The sequence below is a fragment of the Amycolatopsis sp. NPDC043887 genome (genome assembly GCF_056435665.1).
In genome coordinates this window covers 476,491-494,206 of the sequence record NZ_JBWKEB010000003.1, presented here as the reverse complement: position 1 = coordinate 494,206, position 17,716 = coordinate 476,491, and the positions used below count along the sequence as shown (strand labels likewise).

22 protein-coding genes and 2 tRNA genes are annotated in these 17,716 nt (G+C 69.1%); 12 read left to right on the top strand and 12 right to left on the bottom strand.

What is annotated here, in order from left to right; translation table 11 throughout:
* Nucleotides 1-3: 3 nt before the first annotated feature.
* The 3 genes from AC069H_RS11725 to AC069H_RS11715 are packed head-to-tail and all read right to left on the bottom strand — an operon-like array spanning nt 4 to nt 2,950.
* Nucleotides 4-1,557: a glycoside hydrolase family 13 protein gene (locus AC069H_RS11725; RefSeq protein ID WP_478229222.1), complete on the bottom strand. Its 1,554-nt coding sequence runs from the start codon at nt 1,555-1,557 to the stop codon at nt 4-6.
* Nucleotides 1,557-1,952 carry a globin gene (locus AC069H_RS11720; protein ID WP_125676391.1) on the bottom strand — a complete coding sequence of 132 codons (396 nt, stop codon included), beginning with the start codon at nt 1,950-1,952 and terminating at the stop codon, nt 1,557-1,559. The genes AC069H_RS11725 and AC069H_RS11720 overlap by 1 nt, the downstream gene beginning before the upstream one ends.
* A gap of 20 nt (nt 1,953-1,972) precedes the next feature.
* Complete coding sequence (locus AC069H_RS11715) at nt 1,973-2,950, bottom strand: mechanosensitive ion channel family protein (protein WP_478232207.1); 978 nt, start codon at nt 2,948-2,950, stop codon at nt 1,973-1,975.
* A gap of 410 nt (nt 2,951-3,360) precedes the next feature.
* Between AC069H_RS11715 and AC069H_RS11710 the strand changes: the two genes are divergently transcribed.
* Nucleotides 3,361-3,855: an HNH endonuclease gene (locus AC069H_RS11710; protein WP_478229224.1), complete on the top strand. Its 495-nt coding sequence runs from the start codon at nt 3,361-3,363 to the stop codon at nt 3,853-3,855.
* 118 nt (nt 3,856-3,973) lie between these two features.
* On the opposite strand, the gene AC069H_RS11705 is transcribed toward AC069H_RS11710, so the two are convergent.
* On the bottom strand, nt 3,974-4,327 hold the full coding sequence (locus AC069H_RS11705; RefSeq protein WP_093934578.1) for a hypothetical protein: 354 nt from the start codon (nt 4,325-4,327) through the stop codon (nt 3,974-3,976).
* A 291-nt stretch (nt 4,328-4,618) separates the two neighbouring features.
* Between AC069H_RS11705 and ctaJ the strand changes: the two genes are divergently transcribed.
* Nucleotides 4,619-4,876 carry an aa3-type cytochrome oxidase subunit CtaJ gene (gene ctaJ, locus AC069H_RS11700; RefSeq protein ID WP_340687628.1) on the top strand — a complete coding sequence of 86 codons (258 nt, stop codon included), beginning with the start codon at nt 4,619-4,621 and terminating at the stop codon, nt 4,874-4,876.
* Complete coding sequence (locus AC069H_RS11695) at nt 4,863-5,345, top strand: DUF5130 family protein (protein WP_478229226.1); 483 nt, start codon at nt 4,863-4,865, stop codon at nt 5,343-5,345. Before ctaJ ends, AC069H_RS11695 begins: the two co-directional genes overlap by 14 nt.
* A gap of 88 nt (nt 5,346-5,433) precedes the next feature.
* Here the strand turns inward: AC069H_RS11695 and pepN are convergent, their stop codons facing one another.
* On the bottom strand, nt 5,434-8,007 hold the full coding sequence (gene pepN / locus AC069H_RS11690) for an aminopeptidase N (protein ID WP_478232206.1): 2,574 nt from the start codon (nt 8,005-8,007) through the stop codon (nt 5,434-5,436).
* Between the two features lie 170 nt (nt 8,008-8,177).
* On the opposite strand from pepN, the gene AC069H_RS11685 reads away from it, so the two are divergent.
* On the top strand, nt 8,178-8,798 hold the full coding sequence (locus AC069H_RS11685; protein ID WP_478232205.1) for a mycothiol-dependent nitroreductase Rv2466c family protein: 621 nt from the start codon (nt 8,178-8,180) through the stop codon (nt 8,796-8,798).
* On the opposite strand, the gene AC069H_RS11680 is transcribed toward AC069H_RS11685, so the two are convergent.
* Entirely contained in the window at nt 8,795-9,598 is an 804-nt protein-coding gene (locus AC069H_RS11680; protein WP_478232204.1) for an MBL fold metallo-hydrolase, read from the bottom strand. The two genes, AC069H_RS11685 and AC069H_RS11680, sit on opposite strands and share 4 nt — an antisense overlap.
* Nucleotides 9,595-10,314, bottom strand: a complete 720-nt coding sequence (locus AC069H_RS11675; RefSeq protein ID WP_478232203.1) for a 2-phosphosulfolactate phosphatase — start codon at nt 10,312-10,314, stop codon at nt 9,595-9,597. The genes AC069H_RS11680 and AC069H_RS11675 overlap by 4 nt, the downstream gene beginning before the upstream one ends.
* 45 nt (nt 10,315-10,359) lie before the next feature.
* On the opposite strand from AC069H_RS11675, the gene AC069H_RS11670 reads away from it, so the two are divergent.
* On the top strand, nt 10,360-10,833 hold the full coding sequence (locus AC069H_RS11670; RefSeq protein ID WP_007034718.1) for a ribose-5-phosphate isomerase: 474 nt from the start codon (nt 10,360-10,362) through the stop codon (nt 10,831-10,833).
* A gap of 1 nt (nt 10,834) precedes the next feature.
* The gene (locus tag AC069H_RS11665; protein ID WP_478232202.1) at nt 10,835-11,644 is read left to right on the top strand and encodes an Fpg/Nei family DNA glycosylase; all 810 of its coding nucleotides are present in this window, start codon (nt 10,835-10,837) and stop codon (nt 11,642-11,644) included.
* Nucleotides 11,645-11,829: 185 nt separating this feature from the next.
* On the opposite strand, the gene AC069H_RS11660 is transcribed toward AC069H_RS11665, so the two are convergent.
* On the bottom strand, nt 11,830-12,600 hold the full coding sequence (locus AC069H_RS11660; protein WP_340687634.1) for a hypothetical protein: 771 nt from the start codon (nt 12,598-12,600) through the stop codon (nt 11,830-11,832).
* Between the two features lie 110 nt (nt 12,601-12,710).
* On the opposite strand from AC069H_RS11660, the gene AC069H_RS11655 reads away from it, so the two are divergent.
* Both AC069H_RS11655 and AC069H_RS11650 read left to right on the top strand, forming a co-directional pair.
* Entirely contained in the window at nt 12,711-13,586 is an 876-nt protein-coding gene (locus AC069H_RS11655) for a TIGR03619 family F420-dependent LLM class oxidoreductase (RefSeq protein WP_478232201.1), read from the top strand.
* 3 nt (nt 13,587-13,589) lie between these two features.
* Complete coding sequence (locus tag AC069H_RS11650) at nt 13,590-14,036, top strand: nuclear transport factor 2 family protein (RefSeq protein WP_478229231.1); 447 nt, start codon at nt 13,590-13,592, stop codon at nt 14,034-14,036.
* Here the strand turns inward: AC069H_RS11650 and AC069H_RS11645 are convergent.
* The 3 genes from AC069H_RS11645 to AC069H_RS11635 form a co-directional block, all read right to left on the bottom strand.
* Nucleotides 14,033-15,247 (bottom strand): RNA polymerase sigma factor, encoded by a 1,215-nt coding sequence (locus AC069H_RS11645; RefSeq protein WP_478232200.1) that lies wholly within the window; start codon nt 15,245-15,247, stop codon nt 14,033-14,035. The two genes, AC069H_RS11650 and AC069H_RS11645, sit on opposite strands and share 4 nt — an antisense overlap.
* 126 nt (nt 15,248-15,373) lie before the next feature.
* On the bottom strand, nt 15,374-15,619 hold the full coding sequence (locus AC069H_RS11640; protein ID WP_478232199.1) for a TauD/TfdA family dioxygenase: 246 nt from the start codon (nt 15,617-15,619) through the stop codon (nt 15,374-15,376).
* Nucleotides 15,620-15,853: 234 nt separating this feature from the next.
* Nucleotides 15,854-16,294, bottom strand: a complete 441-nt coding sequence (locus AC069H_RS11635; RefSeq protein ID WP_478232198.1) for an N-acetyltransferase family protein — start codon at nt 16,292-16,294, stop codon at nt 15,854-15,856.
* Here AC069H_RS11635 and AC069H_RS11630 point away from each other — a divergent pair.
* The 3 genes from AC069H_RS11630 (at nt 16,293) to AC069H_RS11620 (ending at nt 17,265) form a co-directional block, all read left to right on the top strand.
* Nucleotides 16,293-16,454: a hypothetical protein gene (locus AC069H_RS11630; RefSeq protein WP_478232197.1), complete on the top strand. Its 162-nt coding sequence runs from the start codon at nt 16,293-16,295 to the stop codon at nt 16,452-16,454. The two genes, AC069H_RS11635 and AC069H_RS11630, sit on opposite strands and share 2 nt — an antisense overlap.
* Nucleotides 16,451-16,714: a hypothetical protein gene (locus tag AC069H_RS11625; protein WP_478232196.1), complete on the top strand. Its 264-nt coding sequence runs from the start codon at nt 16,451-16,453 to the stop codon at nt 16,712-16,714. The genes AC069H_RS11630 and AC069H_RS11625 overlap by 4 nt, the downstream gene beginning before the upstream one ends.
* A gap of 167 nt (nt 16,715-16,881) precedes the next feature.
* Nucleotides 16,882-17,265 (top strand): hypothetical protein, encoded by a 384-nt coding sequence (locus AC069H_RS11620; protein WP_478232195.1) that lies wholly within the window; start codon nt 16,882-16,884, stop codon nt 17,263-17,265.
* A gap of 62 nt (nt 17,266-17,327) precedes the next feature.
* On the opposite strand, the gene AC069H_RS11615 is transcribed toward AC069H_RS11620, so the two are convergent.
* A tRNA-Pro gene (locus AC069H_RS11615) sits at nt 17,328-17,404 on the bottom strand.
* A gap of 84 nt (nt 17,405-17,488) precedes the next feature.
* Here AC069H_RS11615 and AC069H_RS11610 point away from each other — a divergent pair.
* Nucleotides 17,489-17,562: transfer RNA gene (locus AC069H_RS11610), tRNA-Gly, on the top strand.
* Nucleotides 17,563-17,716 lie beyond the last annotated feature (154 nt).

The following is a 17,716-nucleotide window of genomic DNA, read 5'->3' as shown; positions in this document are numbered from 1 at the left end:
GGCTCAGACGAGCCAGGCGGCCGCGTCCGGCGGCAGTTTGCCGTTCACCAGCGGAACGCTCGACAGCAGTACCTCACCCGGCGGCAGTGCGATCGGGCTCGCCGACGTGTTCAGCGCGCACACCAGCCCGCCGCCGCGCCGCCGGAACGCGAAACATCCCGCGGGCGCGCCGTACCATTCGAGGTCGTCGCCGCGGAAAGCCTTGTGCGACTTACGGATCTCGATCGCCCGCCGGTACAGCGACAGCGTCGACGCCGGATCCTCCAGCTGCGCTTCCACGGTCACAGACGCCCACGAAGCGGGCATCGGCAGCCACGTGCGCGGATTGCGCGAGAACCCGAAGGGCGGCAGGTCGCCTTCCCACGGCAGCGGCACCCGTGACGCGTCCCGGCCGAACTCGACGCCGGAGATCTTGGCGCGCGGGTCCGCGAGAGCTTCCGGCGGGAGGTCGACGTTGCCGAGCCCCAGTTCTTCGCCGTTGTACAGATAGACCGCTCCGGGCAGCGCTAGCTCGACGAGCGCCATCGCCCGCGCGCGCCGGACGCCGCGTTCACCGTCGCCGTACCGGCTGACCTGCCGCCAGACGTCGTGGTTGCTCAACGTCCAGGTGGCGGGCGCTCCGGCGGACTTCGGCACCGCCAGCGACCGCTCGATGGCCGTCCGCAGCGCGTCCGCGTCGAAATGCGTGAGCACGAGCCGGAAGTTGAACGCCAGGTGCAGCTCGTCGGGCCGCAGGTAGCGCGCGAGACGTTCCTCGTCGGTCACCCAGATCTCGCCGACGGCCATGGTGCCCGGGTACTCGTCGAGAACCTTGCGGATCATCTGGTGGATCTCGTGGACACGGTCGTTGTCGAACCGCGGATCGTAGTACTCGCTCGGCCCGAGCGCGTTCACCCGCGGGTCCATGTCCGGCAGGCCCGGCGGTTTCGCCATGCCGTGCGCGACGTCGACGCGGAAGCCGTCCACACCGTGGTCCAGCCAGAACCGCAGGGTCCGCTCCAGATCGGCGGCGACCTCGTGGTTGGTCCAGTTCAGGTCCGGCTGCTGCGGCGAGAACAGATGCAGGTACCACTGGCCGTCCGGGACCCGCGTCCACGCCGGGCCGCCGAAAGCGCTGACCCAGTTGTTCGGCGGCTGGTCGCCGCGCGGGCCGAGCCCGTCGCGGAAGATGTAGCGATCCCGTTCGGGGCTGCCCGGCGGCGCAGCCATCGCCGATTTGAACCAGGCGTGGGTGTTGCTGGTGTGGTTGGGGACGACGTCGACGGTGACCTTGATGCCGCGTTTGTGCGCCTCGGTCAGCAGGACGTCGAAATCGCCGAGGGTGCCGAACATCGGGTCGACGTCGCGCGGATCGGCGATGTCGTAGCCGTGGTCGGCCATGGGGGAGCGGTAGAACGGTGCCAGCCACAGCGCGTCGACCCCGAGCAGCTCCAGGTACCCGAGCTTGCCGCGGATGCCTTCGAGGTCACCGACGCCGTCCCCGTCCGAATCGGCGAACGAGCGTACGTAGACCTGGTAGAACACCGCCTGGGCCCACCAAGCCACGTCGCGTTCCATCACACGAAGCTGTTCATCATGCTGTTGGCGGCCATCTCCAGGTACGCCCACAGCTGCGAGCGGTAGGGCTCCTCGATGTTCTCCTCGTCGACCGCGATCTTGATGCAGCGCAGCCAGGCGTCGCGCTCGATCGGGCCGATCTTGAACGGAGCGTGCCGCATCCGCAGCCGAGGGTGGCCGCGCTGGTCCGAGTAGGTGTGCGGGCCGCCCCAGTACTGCATGAGGAACAGCCGGAAACGCTCCTCGGCCGGGCCGAGGTCCTCCTCGGGGTACAGCGGGCGAAGCACCTCGTCGACCGCCACTTCGGCGTAGAACCGAGCGACGATCCGGGTGAAGACGGGTTCGCCGCCGATCGCTTCGTACAAGGTGGTGGGGTCAGGTTCGGTCACGGACACAGCTCCATTCTGCCCTTGTCCTACTGCGCGGCGGGGCCGGAGGACATAAAGCGCCCCAGAGGTGGCTCGAAGCCGGCTTCGTCGAACGCGGCGAGCAGATGCGCCCGCAGCGCGCGCTGCACGGCCCACTGCTTGCCCGGCCGGACTTTCACCGTCAGGCGGAGCTTGATGCTCTCGGGGGTGACGGTCTCCACGCCGAGCATCTCCGGCGGCTCCAGCACGTTCGGTGCGAGCCCCTCGCTCTCCAGGAGCGTCTTCGCCTTCTCGGCCATCAGCTCGGTGGCCTTCTCGACGTCGGCGGAGTAGCTGAGCGGGACGTCGACGACGGCCACCGCGAAGCCCTGGCTCGAGTTGCCGACCCGCAGCACCTCGCCGTTGCGGACGTACCAGACGGTGCCGTTGATGTCACGCAAGGTGGTGATCCGGAGGCCCACGGCCTCGACGGTGCCGGACGCCTCACCGACGTCGACGACGTCACCGACGCCGTACTGGTCCTCGATCATCATGAACATGCCGGACAGGAAGTCCTTGACCAGGTTCTGCGCGCCGAACCCGAGCGCCACGCCGACGATGCCCGCCGAAGCGATGATCGGCGCGAGGTCGATGCCCAGTTCGCCCAGTACCAGGATGAACGCGAGGCCGTAGATCAGGAACGTCGCCATCGACTTGAGCACCGAGCCGATGGTGGCGGCGCGCTGACGGCGCCGTTCCATCACCGCCGACCCGAGCACTTCGGGAGCCTTCTCCCGCAGCGGTCTCAACAGGGCGGGCAGTTTCGACGAGCCGCTCGGCATCCGAGTCACGCGGTTGATCAGGCGTCGCACCAGGTAGCGCAGCAGGAACGCCACGGCGACGATCATCAGGATCCTGAGCGGCTTCGTCAGCAGCCAGCCCGCGGAGGCGGAGAGCCATTCGTTCTTTGTGACCTGGAACACCTGGTAGCACAGGCTGCCGGCCTCGCGCGTGCAGGCCGGGGGTTCGGTGGGCAGCAGGTTCACGGAGAGGAAATGTCCTTTCGTACTCGGCGGGGATCGGTCACGCCGCTCGGCCCCGGCGGAGGCGGAGCACCCAACTTCAAGTGGCCGCCGGGTCGCGCGCATGTGACACGTCCAGTAACACACGTGCACTTTGGGGCTGATCTGTGGTCGACTATGCCTGCACCGGTGGAGGTGGTCGAGTGCCAGACCGACAACCCATCCCCCTCGGCGTCCCGAGCCAAGCCTTGGCCGGACAGGCGCCGGAGGTCGTGCTGCGCGCCCATCCGGGAGGTGCCCCCTCGCACGGGGCTCCACCGGGCGGGCCGGGAACGCGGCCAGGGGGTGTTGCCCGCCCGCCCGGACAGCGTAGAGGGCGGGACCCGTCGACCACGGCGGCACCCACCACGAATTCGTGGGGCCGCAGACGGGTATTGCTGTTGAACGCCACGTTCGAACCGCTCACGGCGCTGCCGTTGCGGCGGGCGGTGGTCCTCGTGATGTGCGGCAAGGCCGAGGTGGTGCACGGCGACCCGGCGGGGCTCGAACTGCACGCCGCCACGGTTTCGCTGCCCGTGCCTTCGGTGATCCGGCTGAGCACCTACGTGCGCGTGCCCTACCGCGCGCAGGTGCCGCTGACCCGGGCCGGGCTGATGCACCGCGACCGGTACCGCTGCGCCTACTGCGGAGGGCGGGCCGAGACGATCGACCACGTCCTCCCGCGCAGTCGCGGTGGCCCCCACAGTTGGACGAACTGCGTGGCCTGCTGTGCCAAGTGCAACCACCGGAAAGCGGACAAGCTGCTTTCCGAGATCGGCTGGCGCCTGCGCGTCGTGCCGAGGGCCCCGCACGGGCCGCACTGGCGGCTGCTCGCGCATTCGAAGGAGGCCGACCCGTTGTGGCGGCCGTACCTGGGAACCGCGGCCTGATCGCATTGTGAACACGTCGGCGCCCCGGCTGCCTCGCGGCGGCCGGGGCGGGCCGATGATGCCGTGGTGAAGCTCGTTACGAGTGCGCCGTCCCCTGCTTAGCCGGTCGTGCTCGATCTCAGGCGGCGAGCGAGAAGTCGCTCTGGCAGGTGACGCGGGTGCCACGGGTGACCCGGGTGCCGCGAGTGACACGCGTGCCGCAGGTGACGCGCGTTCCGGCGGTCACGCGGGTGCCTCGGGTGACGCGGGTGCCGCGGGTGACGCGCGTTCCGGCGGTGACGCGAGTGCCTCGGGTGACGCGGGTGCCGCGGGTGACCCGGGTTCCGGCGGTGACCCGCGTACCGCGAGTGACACGAGTACCGCGAGTAACCCGTGTGCCCGCCGTCACACGCGTACCGGGGACGAATTCAATTTCGAAGAGTGACGAAATGTCGTCGATGATCGCCTGGCCGGGTGTCTGAGTGCTCTGCATGACATATCCTCCTGCGACCGGTGCGTTACCTGCTGGGGTGGGGGAGCTGGGCGCAAGGCCCGTACAGGTGAAAAAGCTACGAGGATTTCAAGGCCGCGACAAGACGACAGCGCCGGGTGCGGCCGCCCGTACGTTGAGTTGCAACCTTTCGGCCTTGCGGGCTTCGCCCCAACGTGGGAGCGCTTTCGCGGCAAGCGGCGGACGGCCCCCTCCGGACGACGAGCGGTAGGTGCCGCGGCCCATACCCGTGCGAGCGGGTGCGGCCTCGCGCCATCGGATACGCTCACGCGCGTGAACCTTGTCGAGACGATCCTGGTCTTCGCGGTGATCCCCTTGGTCATCTACGCGCTTTGCGGGGTGGCCACGCTGCGGTCGAAGGGCGCGGGCGCCGCCCGGTACCGGCCGGGGCAGCCGTGGGAGTACCCGGCCATGTGGTGGAGCGCCAACCCCGACGGTGTCGGCGCCAGGCATTCGCACGCGGGCGGCGCGACCGCCGTGGGTGCGGCGGACGGAGCTTCGGTGACGGGAGGCGCTCGTGGCAACTGGTGAACTGACCCATTCGTCCACCGCTGTTGACGAAGAGCCCGGTTACGGCGCCGCCGTTACTTCGAGCGGCCGGATTTCCGCCGCCAAGATGTACGAACCGGCTGGTCCGAACAGCCCATTCACGACCCAGCAGCTTGCCCGGCTGGACGAGGCGCTGACCCTGGCCAGCCGCGAGACCGGCCTGGACTTCAGTGTGTACCTCGGTGACCTCGGCGAGGACACCCGCGCCACCGCCGAAGGCCTGCTGAGCTCGACCGACAACCCGGCCGACGGCGTGATCGTCGCCGTGTCGCCCGGCCAGCGCGTCATCGAGATCGTGACGGGCTCGCAGGCCCGGCACCGCCTGCCCGACCGCGGCGCGAAGCTCGCCGTGGCCAGCATGGTCGCCTCCTTCAAGGAAGGCGACCTCATCGGCGGCCTCGTGAACGCCCTCCGCATGCTGAGCGACCAGGCGGGCGCTCCGCAGCACTGACGCTCTTCAGCCGCCTTCAAGTGCAATGAAGGGGCCTTTCATCGCAAAATTTGCGATGAAAGGCCCCTTCATTGCACTACGGACGGGACTAGACCCCGGCCTGCGAGTCGAACTCTCGGGCGGCCAGCGCCCGCACGATCCCGGCCCGGCCTTCCGACACGAGACGGCGCAGCGCCGCCGGGTGCTCCCCGGCCAGCCACTCGTCCGACGCCTCCACCGTCGACGGCTCGACGGCCCACGACGGGTACAGCCCGACCACGGTCGGCTGCGCCCGCTCGCTGGACCGCCGCTGCCACACCTCGTCGATGACCTCGAAGTAGCGCGTCACGTAGCCGCCGAGCAGGTGCTTCTGGCCGGGGTGGGAGAAGCCGGTGATGAGCGAGTCGCTGACCGCGTTCGGCAGCTCGTCGTCGTACACCGCCCGCTGCCACGCGTCGGCCTTCGCTTCCTCGGTCGGCCGCAGCGCCCGCGAGCGCTCCGCCTGACGTCGTCCGGCGGCGGTGTCGTCCTTGGTGAGTTCCGCGTCGATCTCGGGGTTCTCCGCCTTGCCGTGCGCGACCAGCGCGTGCAGCAGGCGCCAGCGCAGGTCGGTGTCGACGGTCAGGCCCTCCAGCGGCGCCGTGCCGTCGAGCCAGCCCGCGATGATCGCCAGTGTCTTGTCGTCGAGCACGCATCCGGCGAGCGAGTTCACGAACGCCAGCTGGTGGTCCGAACCGGCCTCGGCGCCTTGCGCCAGCTCCAGCAGCCGCGCGGAGAACTCCGGCCAGCCCTTGTCCGCCGCCCACGCCGGGTTCGCGTACGAGTTCAGCGCCGTCTGCGCCTGCAGCAGCAGCCGCTGCACCACGCCGACCTCGGTCTCGGTGTGCACGCCGCGCTGCACCAGGGTGACGAAGTCGCGGGCCTTGAGCTCGGCCTCGCGCGTCATCTCCCACGCCGCCGACCAGCACAGCGTGCGGGGCAGCGGTTCGGTGATGTCGGCGATGCGGTCGATCAGCGTGGTCAGCGACGCCGGGTCGAGCCGCATCGTGCAGTAGGTCAGGTCGTCGTCGTTGACCAGCACGAGCTTGCCTGCCGGGAGACCGATCAGCCCCGGTACCTCGGTGCGCTCGCCGTCGACGTCGAGTTCGACGCGGTACTTGCGGACGATCTTGCCGTTCTCGTCCTCGTCGTAGACGCCGACCGCGACCCGGTGTGTCCGCAACTCACCGGCACCCGGCTTGGCGCCGGTCTGGGTGACGGCGAACGAGGTGTACGTGCCGTCGGCGCCGACCTCATAGCGCGGGCTCAGCGAGTTGAGACCGGTGGTCTCCAGCCACTGCGCGCTCCACCACGACAGGTCGCGGCCCGAGGCCGCTTCCAGCGCGCCCAGCAGGTCCGCCAGGGTCGCGTTGCCCCAGGCGTGCTTGCCGAAGTAGACCTTGAGGCCTTCGAGGAAGTGCTCGAGCCCGACGTAGGCGACGAGCTGCTTGAGCACGCTCGCGCCCTTGGCGTAGGTGATGCCGTCGAAGTTCACCTCGACCGCGTGCAGGTCGACGATGTCCGCGGCGATCGGATGCGTCGAGGGCAGCTGGTCCTGCCGGTACGCCCACGACTTCTCGATGTTCGCGAAGCTGGTCCACGCGTTCTTGTACTCGGTGGCCTCGGCCTGGGCCAGCACACTCGCGAAGGTCGCGAACGACTCGTTCAGCCACAGGTCGTCCCACCAGCGCATGGTGACCAGGTCGCCGAACCACATGTGCGCCATCTCGTGCAGCAGCGTCTCGGCGCGGCGCTCGTAGGCGTAGCGGGTGACGCGGCTGCGGAAGACGTAGTCCTCCAGGAACGTGACCGCGCCGGCGTTCTCCATCGCGCCCGCGTTGAACTCCGGCACGAACAGCTGGTCGTACTTGGAGAATGGGTACGGGGTCGCGAACTTCTCGTGGTAGAAGGCGAAACCCTGCTTGGTCTCGGTGAAGAGCTTGTCCGCGTCCATGTGCTCGGCGAGCGAGGCGCGGCAGTAGATGCCCAGCGGGATGGTGCGGTGCTCGTCGGTGAATTCGTCGCGCCACTCGCTGTACGGGCCCGCGATCAGCGCGACCAGGTAGGTCGAGATCCGCTCGGACACCTTGAACACGGTGCGGACGGCCCCTTCCGGGGTCTCCTCGGCCGACTCGACCAGCGCGTTCGAAATGACCTTCCAGTCCTTCGGCGCGGTCACGGTGAGCCGGTAGACCGACTTGAGGTCGGGCTGGTCGAAGCAGGCGAACATGCGCTTCGCGTCCGCGGTCTCGAACTGCGTGTAGAGGTAGACGCCGTCGTCGACCGGGTCGACGAACCGGTGCAGGCCCTCGCCGGTGTTCATGTACCGGCAGACCGCGTCCACGACGAGCTCGTTCGACTCGGCGAGCGCGGGCAGCTCGACGCCCTTGTCCTCGACGTACCCGCTGACGTCGAGTTCCGTCCCGTTGAGGACGGCCGACTCGATCCCCTCGGCGACGAGGTCGACCCACGACGCTTCGCCGCTTCTGGCGCTGGCGAACTTGATCGTCGTCTTCGACGTGAAGGTCTTCTCACCGGGACCGCCGCGGCCGTCGGTCAGATCCAGCTCGATGTCGTAGGACTCGACGTCGAGCAGCTCCGCGCGCAGCTTGGCTTGGTCTCGGGTCAGGTTGGGGGCGGGCACTTGCACCTCTGGTCATCGGTATCGGTTTTGGTTTCCAACTACAGGCATCCAATCATGTCGAGGCCCGTGCTGACGACGGGAACAACGCCGACGGCCGCGATGTTGGCTCGCTGTGTAGCACCCTGTGTGTGTACCGGCCCACCCCAAGACGATGGCACTGGGAGAACCTGATGACCGCCCCGTCCGAGAAGACCAAGGTCGACTTCTACTTCGATCCGATCTGCCCCTTCGCCTGGATCAGCTCGCGCTGGATCCTCGAAGTGGAGAAGCACCGCGACCTCGACCTGAGGTTCCGGATCATGAGCCTGTCCGAGCTCAACAGCGGCCGTGAGGACCTGCCTGAGCAGTACAAGGAGCTCTTGGACCGCGGCTGGGGCCCGGTCCGCGTCGCCACCGCGCTCGCGCAGAAGAACGGCGAGGAGGCCCTGCGCGACTTCTACACGGAGTTCGGCACGCGCCACCACAACCAGGGCGACAAGGACATCCCGAAGGTCATCAAGGAGACCCTCGAAGCCATCGGCGCGCCGGCCGAACTGGCCGATGCCGCGGAGTCGGCCGAGTACGACGAAGCGCTGAGGAAGAGTCACTACGAAGGTATGAATCCGGTCGGAATGGACGTCGGCACCCCGACCATCCACATCGACGGAGTCGCCTTCTTCGGCCCGGTGCTCAGCTCGATCCCGCGTGGCGAGGACGCCGTCAAGGTCTTCGATGGCGCCCGCGCGCTGGCGAGCTACCCGGACTTCTTCGAGCTGAAGCGCACCCGGTCCGGTGAGCTGAACTTCGACTAAGGCGTTTCCAGGGCGGCCTTGGTGACATCGCCGGGGTAGGAGGACCTCGCGACGGCTTCGTCCGTCGTGAGGTCTCCCGCCGCGATCCGGTTCTTGAGCGCGACAAGCTCGCGCAGCCCGTCGCGGTGCTTCTCGATGAACGCGGTATCGACGGGGTCCCCGTGCCCGGCCACGATGGTCTTCGGCTCCAGCGCGAGGATCGCGTCCATCACGCCGGGCCATTCGGCCAGGAAACTGCCGTCGTTGAACGAGAACGCGCTGAAGCCTGCTTCGGCGTTCTCGACGGCGTCGCCCGCGTAGACGACTCCCGCGTCCGGCACGTGCACGAACAGGTCGTGATCGGTGTGCGCCCGGCCGAGGAACCGCAGCACGGCGGCGCGGCCGCCGAGGTCGATCTCGGCGCGGTCGGTGACCGGCTTGTCCGGCAGGGTGATCTCGGTGCGCTCCAGCGCCTCCGCCATCTCAGGCCGGTTTTCGCCGAGGTAGTGCTGGATCCACTTGCGTCGCGCGCCGTCGCCGTAGGTGGTCAGCTCCGTCAGGCACCCTTCGTGCGCCCAGACGTCGCACGGCAGGAACGCCGTCGTGCCGAAGGCGTGATCGAAATGCGCGTGGGTGTAGACGACCGACCACGGCAGCGGCGTGATCTCCCGTACCGCCGCGGCCAGTTCGGCGCCCTGGTCGACGTCGCCGCGGACGTCGACGACCAGGCAGCGCTCACTGCCCACGACGAGGCCGACGGTCAGGTCCAGCTCCTCGTAACGGCGGGCGTACACGCCGTCCGCGAGTTCGAGCCAAGTCACGAATCCTCCAGAATTCCGTTGCGCAGCACAGGAACCGTGCCGCTGCTATCGAGTATCGCGGCGAGCCGCACGTCGTTCGCGTGCCCGGCCGCGGCGAGCTCGCGTCCTGAAGAACACTCTGTCAGTACTTCGGCGATGTCGATCGCTTTTGCCGCGATGGCGGCGAGACGGGCTTCGGCGGACAGCCGGCCGTAGCCGTCCAGCGCCGAGACGATCGCTCCCGCGCCGAGCTGGTCCTCGACGCACGGCCTCAGCGGCCCGAACGTCTTGGTTTCGGTGCGGATGTCGATGCCCCAGCGTTCCCCTGCCGGGACGACGCCGATCGGCCGACCGTTCGCCAGCTCCGCCGCGCGGGCGGCGACGGCGGCCGCGTTGCGCAGGCATCCCGCCAGGACGACGGCACCGGTCGTGGCGGCGGTGTCGCACAGCGTGGCGCCGTTGGGCGAGGGGAGCGCCAGGAGGGTGCCGGAAGGGATTTCCGTCACAGACGAAGGTCGTAAGGTCCAGTGTTCTTCACCCGCGAGGATGGCGCCTCGCGCTTTCGCGGCCTTCTCACCGCGCTGGTCGCGCCAGCGGACCGGCAGCACGCGGCCGCCGTTGCCGAGCACGAGATCCGTTGTGGTGCAGAAGGAAAGCACGTCGACGATGACGAGAACGGCACAGTCCGCGCCCAGGGCGGTGACGCCCTCGCTTCCCCATTCGAGTCTGATGTCCACCCCCACAGCATGCTCGCCCCGGAACGTGATGGCAGACTCCGCGCTGTGCGTGTTTACCTTGGCTCTGACCATGCCGGTTTCGAACTGAAGAACCACCTCGTGGCCCACCTCAAGGAGCAGGGCCACGACGTCGAGGACGTCGGTCCCTTCGTCTACGACGCGGCCGACGACTACCCCGCCTTCTGCATCGAGGCGGCCCGTCGTGTCGTCGCGGACGAGGGCAGCCTCGGAATCGTCGTCGGCGGCTCCGGCAACGGCGAGCAGATCGCGGCCAACAAGGTGAAGGGCGCTCGCGCCGGCCTCGCGTGGAGCGTCGAGACCGCGAAGCTCACCCGCGAGCACAACCACGCCCAGCTGATCGGCGTCGGCGCGCGGATGCACACCACCGAAGAGGCCACGGAGATCGTCGAGGCGTTCCTCGCGACCCCGCCGAGCCCGGACGAGCGCCACGGCCGCCGCGTCCAGCAGATCCTGGACTACGAGAACACCGGCTGGCCGCCGCCGCTGCCCGAGCACTGACATGCCCGAGGGGCACACGCTCCATCGCTTGGCACGTCTGCACAAACGCCGTTTCGCCGGGCACCCGATCGAGGTGAGCAGTCCGCAAGGACGCTTCGCCGCCGAAGCGTCCCGTTTGGACGGCCGGGTGCTGGTGAAGGCCGAGGCGTACGGAAAGCACCTGTTCCACGACTACGGTCCACACGGGACGGTGCATGTCCACCTCGGCCTCTACGGCACGTTTTCCGACGTGCCGCTGCCCGTTACCGAGCCCGTCGGACAGGTGCGGATGCGGCTGGTCGGCCCGACGCATTCGGCCGACCTGCGCGGCCCGAACCAGTGCGAATTGATGGACGGGCCCCAAGTCGACGCGATCAAGGCGCGGCTGGGCCCGGATCCGCTGCGCCGGGACGCGAAGCCGGAGAAGGCGTGGGAGCGGATTTCGCGGTCGAAGACGTCGATCGCGGCACTGCTGATGGACCAGTCGGTGCTGGCGGGCGTCGGCAACGTGTATCGCGCCGAAGTGCTGTTCCGGCACGGTGTCGCCCCGCTCGTCCCCGGCCGCGCGCTCGATCGCGGGCTGTGGGACGACATGTGGGCGGATCTCGTGACGCTCATGCGGCACGGTGTCCGGGTGGGACGGATCGACACGGTCGCGCCGGAGCACCTGCCCGAGGCCACGGGCCGCGCGCCGCGGCAGGACCGGCACGGGGGCGAGGTCTACGTCTACCGGCGCGAGGGGATGCCTTGTCTCGTGTGCGGGACGGCGGTGCTGCGGAGCGATCTGGCGGCGCGGAACCTTTTCTGGTGCCCGACGTGCCAGCCCGCCTGACGTCGGCACCGACCCCTACCTGACCGACGGCCACGCTCGCCAAAGTTTGCGAAAGCCACTTTCGCAACGTGCCACAGTGGCCTGACACCGCGACGTTGGCCGGGCGGATCGACATAAGCCGTGAAGGCCTCCTTTCCTACCTTGAGAGTAGGGAAGGAGGCCTTCACGGACCCGGCAGCAGCGGGCTAGAAGTCGAACCCGCCGCCATCGAAGCCGCCGCCATCGAAGCCGCCGCCGTCGAATCCACCGGCGTCCCCGCCCATGTCGCCTCCGGCGTCGCCGCCCGCGTCCGCGGCCGCGTCCTCCTGGCCCGCGTCATAGCCCGATTCCCAGGCCGACGCGCTCGCGATCCCCGCCATCCCGGAGAACATCGCGCTGAACAGCAGCATCGAACCGAGCCCCCAGGCACCGGCGACGAGCGCGGGCTTCCACCACGGCTCGCTGTACCAGCCCTGCGGCACCGGACGGCCGGCCACGCGGCCACCGGGGTAGTAGTGCGGCGTCCGCTGGCTCGGGTCCGGCGAAGCCTCGTAGTGCTCGCCCTCGACGTCGACCGAGCGGTACTCGGTGACCTTGCCCGCCCGGTCGCGCTCTTCGCTGCCGGGCAGTTCCGGACCGGGGTCCATGCCCATCGCGAGGCGGGCCGCGCGGACGTAGTAGAGCCCTTCGATGGCGGTCTCGCGCACCAGACGGGCCTGTTCGATGGTCTGCGCCTGCTCCATCTGGGAGCCTGCCGCGGTGAAGCGTTCGGACGCGTCCGCCATCGCCTGCTGGGAGGCGGTGTCCGTGCCGGTGAGGTTCATGACCTGACCGCCGAGCCGCTCGACGAGGCGCCGCGCGTCGGCCTTCGCGTCGTCCAGCTGGCGCTTCTTGGCCGCCGCCTGGGATTTCGCGAAGTAGATGCCGCCGCCGACCACGACGACGAGGAGCACGATCAGGAAGATCGCGGTGCCCATGGGTTCACTCCAGGAATCGTTCGGCCTTTGCCCGGATCAACGCCGAGAGCCCGCCGGTGGTTCCCGCGCGCACTGGCGGGAGAAACTAGAACACGTTATAGTTCAGCTCCATGAAGTTCACCCTGTCGATCGCGATGAACCCGCTCGATCAGCTGGGCGAGCTCGCCCGTGCGGCCGAAGAGGCGGGTTTCTCCTCGATCGCGCTCCCGGATTCCCTGTTCTATTCCGAAACGGTCTCGGCCGACTATCCGTACACGCCCGACGGCAGCCGCTTCTGGACCGAGGAGACGCCCTGGGCCGATCCGCTGATCGCGGCCGCGTCGATGGGCGCGGTCACCCAACGGCTCACCTTCTACACCTCCGTGCTCAAACTCGGCTCCCGCAACCCGGTCCTGCTCGCGCGTCAGGTCAACTCGGTCGCGGCGCTGACGGGCGGCCGCTTCGGGCTCGGTCTCGGCGTCGGCTGGTCGCCGGAGGAATTCCGCTGGTGCGGCGCGCCGTACGAAAAACGCGGCAAACGCGTGGACGAGGCCATCGAGGTGCTGCGCCTGATCCTCGACGGCGGGATGGTCGAATTCCACGGCGAGTTCTTCGACTTCGACAAGCTCCGGATGAGCCCGACGCCGCCGTCGCGGGTGCCGTTCTACATCGGCGGGCACACCGACGTGGCGCTGCGCCGGGCCGCGCGCGTCGCCGACGGCTGGTCGTCGGCGATGATGAAGTTCGACGACCTCCGCGACACGATCGCCAAACTGCGCGGGCTGCTGGCCGACCAGGGCCGCGCCGACGATCCCTTCGAGTACCAGGCCGTCTGCGTCGACAAGTTCGGTCTCGACGGCTACCGCGAGCAGGGCGACATCGGCGTCACCGACATCATCACCATGCCGTGGGTGTTCGACGGCCTCGGCTTCGACGCCGAAGTCGGCCCCAAGCTGGATTCCATCAAGAAGTTCGGCGACGAGATCATCGCGAAGATCGGAGACTGAACCATGGGTGTCGACGTCTGCTGGGATCCGTCCGCCGCGCAGCCGCCCGCGCGCCAGGCCGCGTTCCGCTCGATGACCGCCGTCACCGCCGGGGACAAGGCCGCCTGGCTCGCGCTCTTCGCCGGAGACGCCGTCGTCGAGGACCCGGTCGGCCCGTCGATGTTCGACGAGGAGGGCAAAGGGCATCACGGGCAGGACGGGATCAGTGCCTTCTGGGACAAGACGATCGCGAACGTCGAACGCTTCCGGTTCACCATCCGCGATTCGCACGCGGCCGGTGACGAGGTCGCGAACGTCGGCACGATCACGACGTACTTGCCCGGCGGCTACCGCGTGGACACCGACGGCGTGTTCGTCTACCGGGTGCGCGAAGACGGGCTGATCGTGTCGATGCGCGCGTTCTGGGAAACCGAGCGTGCCATGGCCACGGCCCGCAAGGACACGGCCTAGCCGAGCCGCTCCGCGCGCCGCGTCAGGTACTGCTTCTCCGGTTCGCTCGCGGTCTTGCAGGCGGCCCGGAGGTAGGCCTCGCGCGCGGCGCCGGTGTCCCCGGCCAGTTCCAGCAGATGTCCTCGCACGGAATCGAGCCGGTGGGTCTGGCTCATCCGGCTGTCGTCGTCGAGCGTGGCCAGCAGTTCGAGGCCCGCTCCCGGCCCGTTGACCTCGGCGACCGCGACGGCGCGGTTGAGCGTGACGACCGGGCCGGGCGAGACCTTCTCGAGCACGTCGTAGAGCGCGAGGATCTGCGACCAGTCCGTGTCCGCCGCGGTGGGCGCCTCGTCGTGGACGGCGGCGATCGCGGCCTGCACCTGGTACGGCCCGACCGGGCCCGCCTCCAGGGCCTCGCTCACCAGCGACACACCTTCGGCGATCATTTCCGCGTTCCAGCGCGAACGGTCCTGCTCGGCGAGGGAAACGAGCGAGCCGTCCTCACCGGCGCGGGCGCCGCGGCGGGCGTCGGTCAGCAGCATGAGCGCGAGCAGGCCGGTGACCTCGTCCTCGTCCGGCATGAGCCGCCGGAGCAGCCGGGTCAGCCGGATCGCTTCGGCGGTCAGGTCCGCGCGGTGCAGGTCGGGGCCGCCGCTGGTCGTGTAGCCCTCGTTGAAGATCAGGTACAGGACCTGGAGGACGACGCGGAGCCGTTCGGCCAGTTCTCCGGCGGGCGGCAGGACGAACTCGGCGCCCGCCTTCTTGATGGTCTGTTTCGCCCGGCTGATCCGCTGGGCCAGCGTCGATTCCGGGACCAGGAAAGCGTTCGCGATCTCGCCCGTGGTCAGGCCGCCGACGGCGCGCAGGGTGAGCGCCAGTTGCGACGGCGGGGACAGGGAAGGGTGGCAGCACAGGAAGAGGACGGTGAGCGTGTCGTCCGAATCGGACACAGTGGACGGGGCGAGGTCCAGCAGCGCGTTGTTCTCCTCGCGCCGCCGTCGCGCGCTCTCGCTACGCCACTCGTCCACCAGCCGCCGGGAGGCGACCGTCGCGAGCCAGGATTTCGGACTGTCCGGGATACCCTGCTCCGGCCATTGCTGCGCGGCCGAGAGCAGGGCTTCCTGGACGGCGTCCTCGCAGGCGTCGAACTGCCCGTGCTTGCGCACCAGCAACCCGATGACCTGCGGGGCCAGCTCCCGCAGGAGCGCTTCCACCTGACGATCGTCCTTCACGACGCCAGTCTTACCTCATGCGCGCCGTCAGGCGGCGGGGGAGTAGTGCGAAGCGTCGCCTTCGAGGGATTCGCTCGGCAGCCCGTCGATGCGTAGGACTGCAGCAGCCGCAGGATGTCCCGCGACTCACCCTTGGACAGCCCCGCGCCCGCCGGTCACCGGATGCACCCGCACCACCGGGTGGACCGTGCGGAACTTCCGCGACACGAACACCTTGCGGCGTTCCTGCTCCGCCTCGTCGAGGGTCTCCGGCGCCTTCGCGTAGTCGTAGTCGTCGGTGTGCTCAGCGCGCAGCGTGTCCGCGAACGCCCGGAGCGGTTCGGGCAGGTCGCGGTAGGCGGCGGCCGAGTTGGCGATCAGCGTTTCACTCATCGATGGCGCCCCCGCGCAGGAGGGACGACCAGGCTGCGCAGCGTGCTGGCCTTCGGCGGGTCGAGCACGAAGGTGACGTCGGTGTGCCACTGGTTCGCGCGGCGCGATGGTGCTGCGCGCGATCGCCCCTTCGTCCAGCACCGCGCCGGCACTGGCGCTCCGCCTGCCGGTCACGGCGCCGATGTTCGCAAGCGGGTGCTGGTGGGCCTAGGGCCTCTCAGCATCCGGGAGTGGTCAGGCGGTCAACCTTCGGATGAACCGGGCGCTGCGCTCACAATGGTCGTCGTATCCCCGCGCGCGATAGAAGGCGTGCGCGGCGGTCCGGTGGCGGGAGCTGGTGACCTCCATGGTGTCGCAGCCCAAGCGCAGCGCCTCCGCTTCGGCCGCGGCGACCAGCTCGCGTCCGATACCCGAGCCTCGCCGGGTCTCGTCCACCACCAAGGCCACGATCCGCCCGCCGGAACCCGGCCGCTCCAGAAGTGGGATCGCGACCACCGCGACGACACCGACCACCTTGCCGTCCGCCTCGGCGACGAACGCGGCACCTTCGGGATGCCGGGCCCAGCGTTCGAGCCGGCCGCGCACGTCCTCCACGTCGTTGTCCGGGTAGCCCAGCTCGGTGAGGAGGGCGGTCACGGCGGGGGCGTCGGTGCTGAGGGCGTGGCGGATTTCCATGATCCTCATCCTGCCCGATGTGCGACGGCCGCATCGGAGCTTCGAGAACCCGCCCGCGTTGCCCCACGCCGCGGTCGTCGAGACGCTGGAGCGTGCCCTGCGGGACAGATCGTTCGAAGGCGAGGGCGGCGGAGACCTTGGTCGGGACCGCGTTGAATGACGACGACTACGCGTTCGTCGAGCCTTGGTGTGCCGAGGTGGGGACACGGGCCGAGCCCGGGCGGCCCTTTGCTCGGGCTCGCAGGGTTGTGCTCGGGGCATACCGCTCGGCGCTTCGGGCGGCTCGGCGACGAGGCGGCGAAACTCGCCGAATCCCTGGCCGCCCGCGAGGAAGCGGACCCGGCCGACGTGGACGGGCGGGCGATGGACGGTTTCGACGACGTCCGGAGCTTCCTGCGCTTGTGGCCCTCCCAGGGCTGAGCCGGCGCCGCCGACGACCTTGGCACACTGAACCATATGGCAGTGACTCAGCAACTCGCTCGCATCTCGGCCACGCGACTCGCCGCATGTCGTCGGTCGGTCGACGCGCTGCACGAGCTGTGCTCCTTCTCATCGACTCCAGCCGAGGACTACCTCGACATGGATTGGTGGCTGCCACCCTGGAACGGGCTTGGGCGCTGACCGGAGCCGATGGCCGGACCTTGGCACGGCTGCGGCGTTGTTTCAACGGTGAGGAAGAAGTCAACCCGGCCTACCGGGATCATCCCGACACGATCTGGGAACACCCGGTGACCGCGTTGGAGCCACCGCAGGTCGGCGAGGTCACCGAAGCGTTGCGTGCCGTGACACCCGATGCGGTCCGCGCCGTCGTGCCGTCGGACCCGGACCGGATCGAGGCCGAGCTGGGCAAGAGCGCGCTGGGTATGGGCGGTGATCTGGCCGGACAACTGACTCGGGAACACACCGTCCTACGCGACTTCTACGAGGAAGCCGCCCGCCGTCAGCTGGCAATCGTGCTGTGGTGGGACTGAGCGTTCCGACGTCGCCGAGCGGCGGTATCCGAAAGGGCCGAACCCGCAGGTCCGGCCCCATCTGGTCGGGATGACAGGATTTGAACCTGCGACCCTCCGCTCCCAAAGCGGATGCGCTACCAAGCTGCGCCACATCCCGTGACTTCCCCGATCTCCCGGGGGGTGTGCGCACAGCCTAGCGGGTCACGCTAAGCTGTTTTCGCACCCGGTACTCCGGGGGCACGCGGGTGTAGCTCAATGGTAGAGCCCTAGTCTTCCAAACTAGCTACGCGGGTTCGATTCCCGTCACCCGCTCCACAGCTCCACATCCGAACCCGCAGGCGCCTGGCCTGCGGGTTCTTTCGTGTAGAGGGAAGCATCGGCCGGGGTGGTCGTGGGTGGGGTTTTTGGTTTTCAACCCACACGACCACCACGACCACCCGAGCACAAAGCTCCGGCCCCGCGGACCTCC